This window comes from Flavihumibacter sp. UBA7668 (assembly GCF_002483205.1).
GTDB lineage: Bacteria > Bacteroidota > Bacteroidia > Chitinophagales > Chitinophagaceae > Flavihumibacter.
In genome coordinates, this window is the sequence record NZ_DLHM01000005.1 from 300,150 (window position 1) to 315,502 (window position 15,353).

A 15,353-nucleotide genomic window follows, 5' to 3' on the forward strand; every position below is an offset into this window, starting at 1 on the left:
ATGTTTCCTAATTCAATAGATTCAAAAGTAACAATCATTACTATTTATCATAATAGAGAATCAGGTGTGATTGAATCAATAAGTAGTCTTATACATCAATCATATAAAAATATTGAGATAATTATTGTGGATGATTTTTCCTCGGATAATACATATAATTTATTGTCTGATAAATTTGGACAGATACCGAATATAAAAATTGTAAGAAACAATGAAAACCTTGGTTTCACTAACAGTTTAATTAATGTTTTAAATACAGTTGATAGTAAATATGCAGCAATTCATGGTGCCGGAGATATTTCTGATATTAATCGAATAGCAACTCAGGTTGATTACTTAGAAAGAAATACTGATGTTGGAGTTGTTGGTACGAAATTACATAATCATAAAGCTGAATTTAAAAATGTTGAAGTTGTATCTGCAAACGAGCTTCTTGTAAGAAACAGACTAACCCATGGTACAGCTATGTTTAAAATGGATGTTTACAGGAAGGCTGGCGGTTATAGAAGTTATTTTACATTCCGCCAAGATAAAGACCTTTGGTATAGGATTATTTTGATATCTAAAATACATGTTATTCCAGATAAACTTTACACTCTAATAAAATTTCAAAATTCTGTATCTGAGCAGTCTGCAAAATCTGAAATTCCAACGCTTTTATCATGTTTTGCCTCGTATTTATTCAAAGAGAGATTAAAAACAGGAACAGATTCCTTGGATAAATATTCTGAAAAAGCTGCATTACTTTTTAATCCCACTAATTGCAACAAACTTCTTCTAAGGTTAATTTATTTGAATTCATTGAATAGAAAATTTGATGTGTGTTACGAATATTCAAGCTTTTTATTAAGATTTAATAGAAAAAGTTTATTAGCGCCTATTTTTTACGGAATTCGACAGTTCTTCAAGTTAATTTCATAATCATCATTTATGTTTAGCAGATTATACGATTATTATAAAAGAAAGTTTTGGAATGGTGTAAGATATGCTAAGTCTGTAGGAGTAAAAGTTGGTGACAATTGCAAAATAAGCGGGGCCAATTTTGGAAGTGAACCTTACCTAGTTACTATTGGAAATAATGTACAAATTACAAATGAGGTTAAATTTTTTACACATGGTGGTGGCTGGGTATTCAGAAAAAAGCACCCAAGTTTTGATTCGTTTGGAAAGATTGTGATTGGTAACAACGTTTACATTGGAAATAATACATTGCTTTTGCCTGGTGTTTCTGTTGGAGATAATGTTGTAATTGGAGCTGGTTCTGTGATAACAAAAAGTATACCTTCAAATTCTGTCGTAGCTGGTAATCCTGCCCGAATAATTACTGACATTGATTCACTTGAAATACGTATGCTTAAATACAATGTACAATCAAAAGGTATGGGATATCGGGAAAAGAAAAAATATCTTTTAGGCCTTGACGAATCACGATTTATTAAAAAAGAATTGCTTTAATATTTTTTGGGTAGTGATAACAAAGATTATATTTCTTATTTCTTTGCTTTTTTTTATTTTATTAGGTTTTTTTTTACCTGATGAGATGAATATGGAATTAATGATTCTACATCTAATCTTTGTGGCATTAATTTTTTTAACCTCATTTTTAACTCCTGAGAGAATTAGTTCTTTAAAAGGGCAATATTTTAAGCATTCTATTTTTTTTTTAATTGGTTTTGTAGTTGTTCATTTTCAGCACATTTTGGATTTTGTTACTGGTGCTATAAATAGCAGCTATTCTTACATTTGGGTTAATGAAGATGTAGTCTTGAAAGCTTTAAATTTTTCGGTTATAGGACTTACATCTTTTTTGTTGGGTTATTATTTTGATAGAAATGATAAGTTATTAGGTAAGCGAGTAAAGAGGAAATTTGAGGAAAGACCATACAAGGCAAAATTCTTATTATGGTTATCTGCTTTTTTTTTAGTTAGCTATTTTTTTACTGTTAATCCCCTTTATTTAGCAGGACACTATGGTGAAGTTGAAATGGGTACAGGTGCAACTTATTTTATATTGTTGTTCGAAGTTGTTGTATCTGCATATATTATACAAATGTGTCGTAATGCCACTATAGAGGATAGGTATTTTAGAAATATATGGGAGTACATTAAATATTTAGGAAGACCTTTTTTTATTTGTTTAGTTGTTTATTTAGTTTCTGTAATGTTTAGTGGAGATAGGGGACCAATCATTACTTTTTCACTTATTTTTCTTTCAGGTTATTTAATGGTAACAAAATTTAAGATTCGTTTGTATTTTTATGTGTTGTTTATTATATTGGGTGGATTTTTATTTACCATTTTGGGTAGCATTAGAAGTCAAGATAAATCATTGGGTTTTTTTGAACGATTTCAGAGTAGTTTAAATAAAGAAAGTAGATTTCCTCAAAAGTCAATTCTTCCTTTTACTCAAGAACTTGCTACATCGATTAGAGCTTATCATACTACAGTAAATTACATTCCTGAACGGCATGATTTTTTATTTGGTCGATTTCAATACCAACAATTGTCTTTAGGAATTCCATTTTTCAATCCATTAAATAATTTGATGTTTGGTGATTCACATTACAAATATCGAAGTTCTGCACGTTTTGTAACATGGATTAATCAAGGTGATTTTCCTTATTCAGGAGAAGGTACAACTTGTTTGGCCGATTTCTATTTTGATTTTGGACTATTTGGAATTGTAATAGGAATGCTTTTGTTTGGTTATTTATTTAGAATTTTAGAAGTTTCTATGTTCAGTCAAGGGTTACCGTCGCTATTTATAAGTTGTATGATAATTACTTATATAGGAAATTCAATTTATATTGCGCGCTCCTCTTTTGGATTTGAACTTAGAACAGTTTTGTGGGTCTTTGCTATTCTTTTGATTAATAAATATGTCTTTAACATGAAAAGAACTTAGGAGTAATATTATTACTTTTTTATTTTTCTAATTTTTATAAATGCGTACATATTTTTTTATTATAACAAGTTTAAATTCAGGCGGAATTGAAAATTATTTATTAAGGTTTTTAAAATATATAAATGGGGATTCCAGAGCCATTGTTATTTGCAGGTCAGGGGAGTTTGGAGAACTTCATGATAAATATATATCATTAAAGAATGTTGAAATATTTAGATTTTCGTTAAATGATTTTAATTTATTTGAATACTTTAGGTTTTATAAACTTTTAAAAAGTTATAAACCATGTTCTGTTTGTGATTTTTCTGGGAATTTTTCGGCAAACACTTTGTTTGTTAGTTTTTTGGCTGGTATTAAAATAAGAATTTCCTTTTACAGGAATTCCAGCAATCGGTTTAAAGCCTCATTTTTTAAAAATTTAATTAATTATCTTTTGAAATATGTTACAATATTCTTTTCAACAAGAATATTGCTAAATTCATACGCTGCAATTCAATTTTATTTTGGTAAGCAAGGACTTAAGAATTCAAAATTAAATGTTGTATATAATGGAATTGATCCAGAGGATTTTAAAGATGTGCTTATAGATAAAAGATTTAGAAAGGAGTTAAATATAAAAGACAGTTCTTTTGTAATTGGACATACTGGCCGATTTGATCCTGCTAAAAATCATAATTTAATTCTTAATTTGGCAGTGATTCTTAAAAAACAATATGGTGATAAAATTTGCTTTGTACTTGTTGGTAAAGGAACTGAAAAGATTATTGATCTTGAGATTTATAAGGAGAACAATTTAGAAGCTACTGTTTTTTGCGTAGGATATCACTCAGATATTCCAAAAGTGTTAGGATCTTTTAATTTGTATTTATTTCCTTCTATTACAGAAGGTCAGCCAAATGCTTTAATTGAGGCTATGATTTCTGGAGTCCCGGTTGTGGCATCAAATATTCCTTCAATTAAAGAGATTATTCCTCAAAATAATTGGCCAAGACTAAGAGATCCAAATGATATTTGGGGTTTTGTTGAGGAAGTTTCTGCTGCGTATATAAATAATGATTTTGTTATTCTTAAAGAATGGGCGGAAAACAATTTTAACTATAAGAAGCAGTTTAATATTTTTCTAGGTGAGCTATTTTAGTATGTTTTAATTAAATATGTCTTGACAAATTTGTTTTTTGTAACTGAAGCTCGATTTGTTCGTGTCGATAAACATACGGTTTATTCAATCGATGGTTCATTTAGCAATTATTTATGGGCAAGGTATCTTGAATCTTTTGACGAAATAATTGTATTTGCAAGAGTTAAGAATGATCCAAACTATAAAGGAAATAAAGAGTATTTAGCCTCATCAGTACGTGTTCGTTTTCATGATTGTCCGTATTATATTGGCCTTTTTGATTTTCTTAAGAATTATAGAAAAATTCAATCACTAATTTCTAGGGAATTAGTAAATAGAAAATTTATATACTTATTTCGTGTTCCAGGATTTATTTCTAACATTTTTACAAAAGAGCTGTGGAGGCAAAATATCCCTTATGGATTAGAAGTTGTTGGTGATCCATGGGAAGTTTTTGCGCCTGGAACTATTAAGCATCCTCTACGTCCATTATTAAGGATTTTAAACTTTTATTTATTAAAGTTACAAGTTAGGCGGGCTGCTGCCGTCTTATATGTAACCAAATCTCAGCTTCAGAAGAGATATCCAACAAATAGGGGAGTCTTTACAACTCATGCATCTAATGTTATGCTTAATAATGAAAGTTACTCACTGACCCCCAAAATTTATAAGGAGAAGGGAGAATATATTATAATTTCAGTAGGTTCTCTTGAGCAATTGTATAAAGCCCCCGATTTGGTACTAAAAACTATAAAAAGTTTGAATATTAGTGGAGTTAATGCGAAGTTGATTTGGCTTGGCGATGGAAAATATTTTAATGACTTAATAGAGCTTTCAGTATCACTTGGAATCAACGATAAGGTGAATTTTGTGGGGAATGTCAGTAAAGAATTGGTAGTTAATTATTTGGATGAGTCTGACTTGTTTTTAATGGCTTCCAGAACTGAAGGAATTCCACGTGCATTAATAGAAGCGATGGCGAGAGGGCTTCCATGTGTTGGAACTAATGTAGGAGGAATTCCTGAATTATTGAATAAAGAAAATTTAGTAAAAGTAGATGATATTTCAACTCTGGCAAAGCGTATTACAGTATTGTTAAAGAATGAAAATGAATATAATATTGCTGCGGGAAGAAATTGGGAATTTTCGAAAAACTTTGAAAATTCAATATTGCAAATGAGGAGGAAGGGGTTTTATGATTTTTTAATTGGAAACGCAAAATTTAATGCATATACTTCATTTAATAAAAACTAGTGAGGGTGCTACTTGGGCTTTAGAGTTGATTAAAGCTTTGCGGAATAGATTTTCAGATATTACTTTTAGTGTTGTAATTCCTGAAGGTGGGAAGCATTATAAGGACTACCAAGAAATTTGCAAAAATGTATATCCATTCGATTTTAGTATAGATTTCAAAGTGTTTTTGCGTGGTAGGCATTTAAGAGAGATTATAAGAGTTGAAAAGCCTACAATTATTCATAGTTGGTTTGTGCAAACAACTTTTTATTCAAGATTGTTTTTGCGTGATATAAAAATACCAAAGATTTTTCAAGTTGTAGGTCCACTACACCTAGAAAACAAATTGATTAGATACGCGGATAAATTAAGTGCTTCGAAGTATGACTATTGGATAGCGACATCTGAGTGTATACGAAATTATTATTTGCAAATGGGAGTATCACAACACCGAGTATTTCTAAATTATGCATTTATTAATTTGAACGAATTATTAGAGCGAGTTAAAGGAAGTGATATTAGGAAACTTAGAGATGAATTTAACATACCAGATGATGTTAAAATTATTGGAACTGCATCCTATATTTATCCCCCTAAACTTTTAAAAAATATTGGGATAAAGGGGCACGAGTTTTTACTTGATGCCTACCAAAAATTATTAGAAAAACGTAATGATGTTGTGCTTGTGATTTCTGGAACAACTTTTGGGAAGAATAAGATATATGAGAATAAATTAATTGAGAAAGCAAATTCTATAAAGAATGGTAGGGTTATTTTTACTGGGGGCTATTCTAATGTTTATTCAATAATATCAAACTTTGATGCCTTTATTTATTTATCGCTTTCTGAAAATTTAGGAGGCGTATTTGAAAGTTTGTTATATAAAGTGCCTACAGTTTCTTCTAATAGAGGTGGACTTCCAGAATTGGTTATAAATGGGAAAACTGGTATTGCATTAGATCCTCGCAAAAGCGAATTTATCGCAGAAGTTATTGATGATTTACTAAATAATAAATATCCAATTGAGGAGTTTAAAGAAAATGGATTCAATAGAGTTGTTCAAATTTTTGAAATTGATAGAAATGTAGAAACAGCTAGAAAAATATATCAAAGTATTATTGGAGAATAGAATTCAATTATATCCTGTTTAAAAAAATTATTTTGTATTTAATTTATTTTAAGAGATTTATTGATATCATAATTAGTGTAATAGTTTTGGTGCTAGCGCTCCCTATTTTAATCCTTAGTATTTGTATTTTGTTTTTATTGAATGATTTCAAGCCTTTTTTTTACCAACAAAGACCCGGTAAGAATGGTAAGCTTTTTTTTATTATCAAGTTGAAAACTATGAATGATAGAAGAGATGCACATGGTTTTCTACTTCCAGATGCAATGAGAATTTCTAAATTTGGGCGTTTTGTTAGAGCTTTATCTATTGACGAACTTCCTCAACTTATAAATGTGTTAAAAGGCGATATGAGTCTAGTTGGTCCCAGGCCATTACTTGTGGAGTATTTACCATTGTATAACAATCAACAATCAAGACGGCATGAAGTTAAACCCGGAATTACTGGCTGGGCACAAGTAAATGGTAGAAATGCAATAAGTTGGGAACAGAAATTTGAATTAGATATTTGGTATGTTGACAATATTTCGTTTAAGTTGGATTTAATCATAATATATAAAACAGTAATAAAGGTATTTCAGCGTAAAGGAATAAGTTCATCCACTTCGGTTACAATGGAGAAATTTAAAGGTTCAAAATGATAATTATTGGTTCAGGTGGACATGCAAGGGTAATTGCCGAAATTCTCAAAGAACAGGGGATTTGGAATATTAGCTTCTGGGTAGATCAGCCTTCTGATTCAATTGTAAATGAGTTTTCAGTTTTTAAACGAGAACAACAATCCATTGAAGAGGTAATTATTGGAATTGGTGATAACCGAATTCGGGAAAAAATCTGCAAAAATAATAGCTATGTTTTTACCACTGCCATACATCCCAAAGCCATCATTTCAAATTATTGTGAAATTGGTTTGGGAACTGTTTGTATGGCCGGTGTTATCCTGAATACCAATTCAGTAGTCGGAAAACATGTTATTTTAAACACAGGTGCTGTAATTGATCATGATGCCCTAATTGGTGATTTTGTACATATTTCACCCAACGCCACCCTGGCTGGCGCAGTTACAGTGGGAGAGGGTAGCTGGATTGGGGCGGGTGCAACGGTTATTCAAGGTATAAAAATTGGCAAATGGGCTATTATTGGCGCGGGAGCAGTTGTTATAAAAGACGTTCCTGATTTTGCTGTAGTAGTTGGAAATCCAGCCAGAATAATTAAATACAATAAGTCGGAATAGTATGGACAATCAATCAAAAAAAATTTGGCTCTCTTCTCCCCATATGGGAGGAAAAGAGCTTACCTATGTAACTGAAGCATTCAATACCAACTGGATTGCTCCCCTGGGCCCTCATGTAGACAATTTTGAAAAAGATCTGGCCAATTATTCACAAACCAGCTATGCGGCAGCCCTTTCTTCCGGAACTGCAGCCATTCATCTTGCATTAATCCTGCTCAATGTTCAGCCTGATGACTTTGTTATTTGTCAGTCCATGACTTTTTCGGCCTCTGCCAATCCAATCAGGTACCTGGGTGCCACGCCGGTTTTTGTGGACAGTGAGCCCAATACCTGGAACATGGATCCCAATGCGCTGGAAGAAGCCATCAACTATTGCATTTCGAGGAATAAATTACCCAAAGCCATCATCCCCGTTCATCTCTATGGCATGCCGGCAAAAATGGAGGCCATTAATCAACTTGCTGCTCAATACGATATTCCGGTTATTGAAGATGCCGCTGAAGCCCTCGGGTCAACCAATGATGGTAAAGCCTGCGGCAGCTTTGGAAAACTGGGCGTGCTGAGCTTTAATGGAAATAAAATCATAACAACCAGTGGTGGTGGTGCCCTGATTGGTAACGATGCTGAATTAATTCAAAAAGCCCGCTTTCTGGCCACCCAGGCCAGGGATCCGGCCCCCCATTACCAGCATTCAGAAATAGGCTATAATTACCGCATGAGCAATGTTTGCGCCGGTATCGGAAGAGGGCAAATGGAAGTACTGAACGATCGTGTGGCGCAGCGACGTGCTAATTTTCAATTGTATGCAAAAGCTTTTCAAGAGCTGCCCGGACTTGAGTTTCAGCCCGAACTGGAAGGCTCTTTTAGCAATCGCTGGCTGACAGCCATAACAGTGGATCCAAAGCAATCCGGAGGGGTTGATCGCGAAAAAATCCGGCTTAGCCTGGAAAAACAAAACATAGAAACCCGGCCGCTCTGGAAACCCATGCACCTGCAACCGGTCTTCAGCAGTTTCCCTTATTTTGGAGGACAGATAGCAGAAAAATTGTTCGAAAACGGACTCTGCCTCCCCAGCGGCTCCAACCTGAATTCCGACGATCTCAACCGGGTTATCACTCATTTTAGTTCAGTCTGGCAATAAATTTGCATATACAGCGTACTTAAAAGCCCCGTATTAAACGGGAATTATTAAAACTGGTCACGTTAAAATAAAAAATCTTTGAGTTGATATTTATTACTACTTATTTAAGTAGATTTAATAAATAAATGATTCTTATTTTTGCGGTGGCTTTCCGTGAAACCTTATTATGCGAAATCAACTACTTAAAGAGCTGACACCCCGGTGGATTCTGTTCCTTATTGAATCATTTTTCCTGGTGTTTGCTTTCTGGAGTGCAATTTATCTCTCCAACCGCCTTAGTATTTCATTAAGTACGCTTTGGCTATATAAATATGCCTTTGTCGTAAATGCTGTGATTGGTATTACCGGCATGGTCATTTTCCACACATTTTCAGGCATCGTTCGTTTTTCCGGCATTCGGGATATTACCCGGGTTGTTAGCTTTGCCCTTTTTCAACTGGTTAGCTGGCTGATTATCACCAGTATAAGTGCTTCAACCGGGCTGTTTGAATACATCCGCCTGGAACTCCTGCTCATCAACTGTTTCCTGGTAACCTTTCTCTTTACCGGCTTCCGGATCTTTGTTCGGGAAGTATTCCAGATCTCCGGAAATTTCCATAAAGGTAAACAACAGAAGCGCCGGATTATGATCTATGGCGCTGCTGATATAGGTCTGGCTACCAAAAAAGCCCTTGAAATTGACCAGGATACCAAAATGCAGATCATCGGCTTTATCGATGACAGCATCTCTAAACAGGGGAAAAGCCTGGATGGTCTCAAAATTTACTCCCCTGAACTGGCCTTCCGCAAGCTCATGGCCCACCACAGAGTGGATGAAATGATCCTGGCGGTGCATAACCTGCCCTCCGAACGGAAAGAACGCCTCTTCGAATTCTGTTCCTCCCGCGGTGTGAAAGTAACCATCATTCCACCCCTGCAGGAATGGATCAACGGCATCTTCCGGATCAATCAGTTAAAAGAACTGACCATCGAATCGCTCCTGGAACGCGATGAAATCAGTATCGATAATATCAGCGCCAAACGTACCTATCACGAAGCAGTGATGCTGGTTACCGGTGCCGCCGGTTCAATTGGAAGTGAAATCTGTCGCCAGTTATTGAACTATCCCGTAGTTCAGCTGGTATTGCTCGATCAGGCAGAGTCGGCTCTCCATGATCTTAAACTGGAATTGGAAGGCATGAACAAGCAGGTGGATATCTGCGTGGAAGTTGCCTCCGTTCGCGATAAATACCGAATCGAAAGCATTTTCGACCGCTATCGCCCCAATTTTGTCTTCCATGCTGCAGCTTACAAGCATGTACCCATCATGGAATATTTCCCCAGCGAATCGGTGCTTACCAACGTGAAGGGAACCAAAATAGTGGCCGATGCTGCCCTGAAATTTGATGTACAGAAATTCATCATGGTTTCCACCGATAAGGCGGTTAATCCCACCAATATCATGGGTGCCTGTAAGCGGGTGGCCGAAATGTATATCCAGAGCCTATCCGATCGCTCTTCCTCTACTGAATTCATTACTACCCGTTTCGGAAACGTACTCGGCTCCAATGGATCGGTAGTGCCCCTCTTCAAAAAACAGATTCTGCAGGGTGGTCCGGTTACCGTAACCCACCCCGATGTAACCCGATACTTCATGACCATTCCCGAAGCCTGCCGCCTGGTACTCGAAGCCAGTGTAATGGGCCACGGAGGCGATATCTTTGTATTTGATATGGGCAAGCCGGTGAAAATCATCGACCTGGCCCGCAAAATGATCCGCCTGGCCGGTTATACCCCGGGTAAAGACATGGAAATCAAATTCACCGGTCTGCGTCCGGGTGAAAAAATGTACGAAGAGTTGTTCAAAGAATCGGAGAAGCTGCTGGCTACCCACCATCCCCTGATCATGAAGGCCAAGAAAATCGGTATCAACCAGGAATGGCTCGAAAATGAAATCAATGAACTGGTAGAAGCTGCGCTTCAACACAAACAGCAACGCATCCGCCACCAGATCAAAAACCTGCTTCCCGAATACCAGGAGCATGTATTGGAAGCCTAACGTCAAAGACGTCAGACAGGTGTTAGGACAGTGTTAGGTACATGTTAGAACAGTGTTAGAACAGAATAAATTGAAACCACCCAATTCGGGTGGTTTTTTGTTTCAATAACTACCCGGAAAGAGTAAATTTGTATTAAATTCAGGTATGGCAATTCCCTTAATTGATAATGAATTCATGAAATATTGGTCAAAACTGACTGTAGTGGAGAAAGAATCTCTACTCACAGTGGCGAAGAATTATGTTCATGCAAAACAGGACGAATCCAACAGTTCAGATGCACGTAAAGCTCTTATTGCTGAAGAAAGGGAAAATTACCTCCAGGGGAAAGGTGTATCCTATACCTGGGAACAGGTGAAAGAAATGGCGCTGGATAAATCAAAAAGACATGGTCTATGAGCTGGAAATTCGCCCCTTGGCTACCATTGAAATAGTAGAGGCATTTGACTGGTATGAGTTGCAGAGAGAAGGCCTTGGAATGGAGTTCTTAGCAGAGTTGCAACAGTTTTACTTTAGCTTACTTCGAAATCCTCATAGTTATTCTTTTTATGAAATGCCTGTAAGGCAAGGCAAAATCGAACGTTTTCCGTACACAGTGGTATTTGAAGTAATTGAAACCACTATTGTCGTTTTCAGTGTTTTTATGACAAGTAAAGATCCATCAACAAAACGATCAGGTTAAAAACAACAACTCACTCCACTTTCATTTCCTTTTCAGGCGTAAAGACCAATGAAAAAAACCAGATCCCGTTAAACATCAACAAAACCGGAAATGGTATTTTTAAAATTGCCACCAGCTTTGACGTCTTAGACGTCAGACAGGTGTTAGTTAGAACAGTGTTAGAACAGAATAAATTGATACCCCGGACTGATTGCATCCAATAGTTCATATGAAAGTAAAGCCCTTAATAAATCCGGAACCAAACCACCATCAGCTAACAAGATAAGTTGAATTACCTCCGTGATAGTACGAAGAAGCTAGGATCAAGTTTGGATGAAGTAAGGATAAATTTGACCCAAATCCTCGTTTTTCTGTCGCATTTACACTTGATCTATGCGTATACGACCTTTTCAAGATAAGTTGAAAGTCTTGTACGAGTACGGCACGAGTACGGGATGAGTACGCCATGAGTACAGAAACCCACTTCCACTACCAAAGATATTGGCAAATAATACGTATATTTACTTCAATAAAACACGTGTATGAGCACGAAATTGACCCTGACTATCGATAAAGAAATCATTGAATCAGCCAAACGCTATGCCCAAAGTAAAGGACGCAGTCTCTCTGATCTGGTGGAAAATTATTTGAAATCCTTGTCAGGCAATAAATCCGGCCAAAACGAAATTTCTCCCCGTATTCGAAGGCTGATGGGTGCCGTTAAACTGCCCGAAAATTTGGACTATAAAGAGGAGTTGGCAAAAAGCCTGGAGGAAAAATACAGGTAATGACCCACCTCTTTTTATATACCAATATAGTGTTAGATGTGCTGGTCAACAGAGAGCCCTTTGCAAAGCCTGCAGCAAAGCTCTTCGATCTGGCTGCAGAAGGTAAAATAAAACTCTGTATTTCTGCTTTATCCTATTCGCATATCGCTTACATCATCAAAAAATATTGCACCCATAAAGAGCTGCTTTTTTTATTAAGGGAACTCGAGCGGTTGACCATAACAATGGATCTCACCAAAGAAATAATCCTAAAAACGGTTGCAGGAAATGCCAAAGAGCTCGAAGACTCCATTCAATATTTCACCGCATTGTCTGATAAAAAAATCACCGCCATCATTACCCGGAATACAAGAGATTTCAAAGACAGCATCTTACCGGTTTATACCGCAGAGGAAGCGGTGGGTATGCTGCAGCAGGAATACCAGCAATAAGTTTATTTGATGATATAAGACGGAATATAATTGTATTTCGGCTTCCGGATCAGTACATCCTGCCCTTTGAAAAATTCATCCACTGCCCGGGTCTCTCCCGCTACAGTTCCATAATCATCCCATCCACATCAATATGCAGCAAGGCAATTTTTCCGGAACTGTTTTTTTGCAGGTATTCCTTTGTGGTTTGTAGAATATCGCCTTCAATCGATTCCCGGCTTATTCCATACCCACCCGCTCCTTCAAATTGCTGAACAAATTTCCGGTCAGATTCCAGTTCCAGGTCCTCCGGAAATTTTCCGAAAATATCAAAACCGAATACTTTGCGTGAACTGGCATTTTCCAACAAATCGCGGAAGGATAACAGGCGTACAATAGAAGTACCCTTATAAACCCCAAACTCCAGTATATCGCCCGGTAAGTCAATTATCTGCTGGTAAATCTCCAGATGATTCAGAAATTTTCCGATTCGGCTGGTTTCACAGGTCAGGTAAAAACCATTTTCATAATCCCATTTCTTTTCAAGATCTACTGCGTAATTTTTCATATAATGCAGCGCTGCCGTTTTTCAGCAAAGTAAGATAGTGAATAATTTCACTGTAAATTTTGTGATAAATTCACAATAATAACTTACATGGTGCGTATTTTATCGTTTTTATGCTAAAAAAATGTATTTTGCGTGAAAAATTCACACATTGCTAATTAGATTTCTCATAAAGAACCTGTTTTCATTTAAAGAACTAACCGAGTTTAATATGCTACCGGGCCGGATTACCCGATTAGCACACCATGTGTATAGCGATAGCGGGGTTGATATTCTCAAGATAAATGCCATGTATGGAGCAAATGGGGCAGGAAAAAGTAACCTGATTAAGAGCCTTACCCTGCTGCATGATTTTATTAGAACGGGAGAATTACCAATTGAATTATTGACCCAGTCATTCAAATTTGACCCGGAAGCAAGAACCAAAGATATTTACCTGGGCGTTGAATTTATTAAGAACGATCTTCCTTTTTATTACGGCATCACAATTAATCAGGGAATTATTATTGAAGAAGAATTGCAGATTAGCGGGTTGAACAAAAAGGGAGATATTGTTTTATTCAGACGAACTGATTCTGTGAGTGACAATGCACTTGAAGTTGAATTCGCTCAAGAAGTAACTGAAGATAAAGAAGCTGGACTGTTTCCTCTTTTTCTTAAAAACGAAGTACTGAAACGAAATACTCCGGTTTTATTTCATATGGCAAGTAGGAAAAATAAGGTTTTTGACCTTTATAAGCAGGCATTGCAATGGTTTGTTATAGATCTGGTTCCAATTATGCCTGATTATAAACCACAGGGACTTGTATTGCAATTAGAAACAGATTCTTCATTTAGGTTATTTGCAGTTTCAGTAATGAAATCTTTTAATACAGGAATTCTTGATATCCTGATTGAAAATATTCCAATTGAGGATTTTTTTGGAGAGGATGATAGGCACCAGACCGAACGTATTTCAGCAGAACTAAGAGCAAACCCCGAAAAAGTTAGACCATTTCAAACGGATAATGAAGAAATACTGTTTGTATTAATAAATGGAAAAGTTGTAGCAAAGCGCCTTTATTTTTTACATGAAACGGATGGCGGAAAAGTGAGATTTACTGCAGATGAAGAATCGGATGGAACACGACGATTATTAGATTATTTACCAGCCTTCTACTCAGCAATAAACAATAAACGAATATTCCTGATTGATGAAATTGAAAGAAGCATTCATCCTTTATTGATAAAAGAATTAGTAAAGAAATTTTCTTTTGATTCAGCTACATCCGGACAATTAATATTTTCAACACACGAATCTAATTTGTTGGATCAGGAAATATTTCGCCAGGATGAAATCTGGTTTGCAGAAAAAAATAAATCGGGTGCCACAGAAATTTATTCTCTCAGTGAATTTAAAGAGCATCATACTATTGATATCCGTAAAGGTTATCTAACAGGGAGGTATGGAGGAATCCCATTTCTGGGAAATTTAAAGGACTTAAATTGGGATCAATATGCCCAAGCCGATTAGATTTACCTACCAGAAAAAGGAGCCTTTTCGGGACTCCTTTCTCTTTATTATTATTTGTGAAGGGCAAAATAGAGAACCGGATTATTTTAATTTTTTTGATGGACTATCGTCCAGAGTTAAAATTGTTCCCATAAGAAGTGGACATGGAAGTTCTCCCAGTCAATTAATTACGAAAGCGTTGGAGGTTGAAAAAGAATTTTCTCTTAACCCAACGGAAGATAAACTTTGGTTTGTTATTGATACAGACCGGTGGGGTTTACATTTACATACAATTAGAGAGGAAACTAGCCGGCATCAAAATTGGAACATTGCACAGAGCAATCCTTGTTTTGAAGTTTGGTTATATTTTCATGTATTGAAATTTTTGCCTGATGCAGGCGATATTTCATCTTGTGGTTTCTGGAAACCACTTCTTGCAAGAATAATTGATGGTGGCTTTAATTCAGATTTCCATCCTATTGCAATTGAGTTTGCAATTGAAAATGCCAGGATTAATTATCAATCAACTGGTTACTTCCCTAATCCAGGCAGCTCAGAGTTGTGGAAGCTTGCAGAACAATTGCTTCCACCTAAGGTGTCAGACAGCTATTAGAACTCTGTTCTAACACCGTTCTAACATGTGCC

17 protein-coding genes are annotated in these 15,353 nt (G+C 36.0%); 16 read left to right on the forward strand and 1 reads right to left on the reverse strand.

Annotated features, from left to right (window positions below; translation table 11 throughout):
* The 14 genes from B2746_RS13390 (at position 1) to B2746_RS13455 (ending at position 12,672) form a co-directional block, all read left to right on the forward strand.
* Positions 1-921, forward strand: a complete 921-nt coding sequence (locus B2746_RS13390) for a glycosyltransferase family 2 protein (protein WP_290794819.1) — start codon at positions 1-3, stop codon at positions 919-921.
* A gap of 9 nt (positions 922-930) precedes the next feature.
* Positions 931-1,455, forward strand: coding sequence for an acyltransferase (locus B2746_RS13395; protein ID WP_290794822.1), 525 nt, complete (start codon positions 931-933; stop codon positions 1,453-1,455).
* Positions 1,456-1,468: 13 nt separating this feature from the next.
* On the forward strand, positions 1,469-2,905 hold the full coding sequence (locus B2746_RS13400; protein ID WP_290794824.1) for an O-antigen polymerase: 1,437 nt from the start codon (positions 1,469-1,471) through the stop codon (positions 2,903-2,905).
* 40 nt (positions 2,906-2,945) lie between these two features.
* On the forward strand, positions 2,946-4,043 hold the full coding sequence (locus B2746_RS13405) for a glycosyltransferase (protein ID WP_290794827.1): 1,098 nt from the start codon (positions 2,946-2,948) through the stop codon (positions 4,041-4,043).
* Positions 4,044-4,064: 21 nt separating this feature from the next.
* Positions 4,065-5,276: a glycosyltransferase gene (locus tag B2746_RS13410; RefSeq protein WP_290794829.1), complete on the forward strand. Its 1,212-nt coding sequence runs from the start codon at positions 4,065-4,067 to the stop codon at positions 5,274-5,276.
* Positions 5,248-6,384 carry a glycosyltransferase family 4 protein gene (locus tag B2746_RS13415; RefSeq protein ID WP_290794831.1) on the forward strand — a complete coding sequence of 379 codons (1,137 nt, stop codon included), beginning with the start codon at positions 5,248-5,250 and terminating at the stop codon, positions 6,382-6,384. Before B2746_RS13410 ends, B2746_RS13415 begins: the two co-directional genes overlap by 29 nt.
* 32 nt (positions 6,385-6,416) lie before the next feature.
* Positions 6,417-7,022, forward strand: coding sequence for a sugar transferase (locus B2746_RS13420; RefSeq protein WP_290794834.1), 606 nt, complete (start codon positions 6,417-6,419; stop codon positions 7,020-7,022).
* Positions 7,019-7,615, forward strand: coding sequence for an acetyltransferase (locus tag B2746_RS13425; protein WP_290794837.1), 597 nt, complete (start codon positions 7,019-7,021; stop codon positions 7,613-7,615). Before B2746_RS13420 ends, B2746_RS13425 begins: the two co-directional genes overlap by 4 nt.
* 1 nt (position 7,616) lies before the next feature.
* Entirely contained in the window at positions 7,617-8,756 is a 1,140-nt protein-coding gene (locus B2746_RS13430; RefSeq protein ID WP_290794840.1) for a DegT/DnrJ/EryC1/StrS family aminotransferase, read from the forward strand.
* A gap of 166 nt (positions 8,757-8,922) precedes the next feature.
* A complete protein-coding gene (locus B2746_RS13435) occupies positions 8,923-10,794 on the forward strand; it encodes a polysaccharide biosynthesis protein (RefSeq protein ID WP_290794842.1) in 1,872 nt (623 codons plus the stop codon).
* Positions 10,795-10,939: 145 nt separating this feature from the next.
* Positions 10,940-11,191: a hypothetical protein gene (locus B2746_RS13440; RefSeq protein WP_290794844.1), complete on the forward strand. Its 252-nt coding sequence runs from the start codon at positions 10,940-10,942 to the stop codon at positions 11,189-11,191.
* Positions 11,181-11,474, forward strand: coding sequence for a hypothetical protein (locus tag B2746_RS13445; RefSeq protein WP_290794847.1), 294 nt, complete (start codon positions 11,181-11,183; stop codon positions 11,472-11,474). The genes B2746_RS13440 and B2746_RS13445 overlap by 11 nt, the downstream gene beginning before the upstream one ends.
* Positions 11,475-11,995: 521 nt before the next feature.
* Positions 11,996-12,241, forward strand: a complete 246-nt coding sequence (locus tag B2746_RS13450; protein WP_290794850.1) for a DUF6364 family protein — start codon at positions 11,996-11,998, stop codon at positions 12,239-12,241.
* The gene (locus B2746_RS13455; protein WP_290794853.1) at positions 12,241-12,672 is read left to right on the forward strand and encodes a type II toxin-antitoxin system VapC family toxin; all 432 of its coding nucleotides are present in this window, start codon (positions 12,241-12,243) and stop codon (positions 12,670-12,672) included. The genes B2746_RS13450 and B2746_RS13455 overlap by 1 nt, the downstream gene beginning before the upstream one ends.
* A 100-nt stretch (positions 12,673-12,772) precedes the next feature.
* Here B2746_RS13455 and B2746_RS13460 read toward each other — a convergent pair whose 3' ends face one another.
* Complete coding sequence (locus B2746_RS13460) at positions 12,773-13,219, reverse strand: TylF/MycF/NovP-related O-methyltransferase (RefSeq protein WP_290794855.1); 447 nt, start codon at positions 13,217-13,219, stop codon at positions 12,773-12,775.
* A gap of 148 nt (positions 13,220-13,367) precedes the next feature.
* On the opposite strand from B2746_RS13460, the gene B2746_RS13465 reads away from it, so the two are divergent.
* Positions 13,368-14,729, forward strand: a complete 1,362-nt coding sequence (locus B2746_RS13465) for an AAA family ATPase (protein ID WP_290794857.1) — start codon at positions 13,368-13,370, stop codon at positions 14,727-14,729.
* Positions 14,713-15,321, forward strand: a complete 609-nt coding sequence (locus tag B2746_RS13470) for an RloB family protein (RefSeq protein WP_290794859.1) — start codon at positions 14,713-14,715, stop codon at positions 15,319-15,321. The genes B2746_RS13465 and B2746_RS13470 overlap by 17 nt, the downstream gene beginning before the upstream one ends.
* Positions 15,322-15,353: the final 32 nt, after the last annotated feature.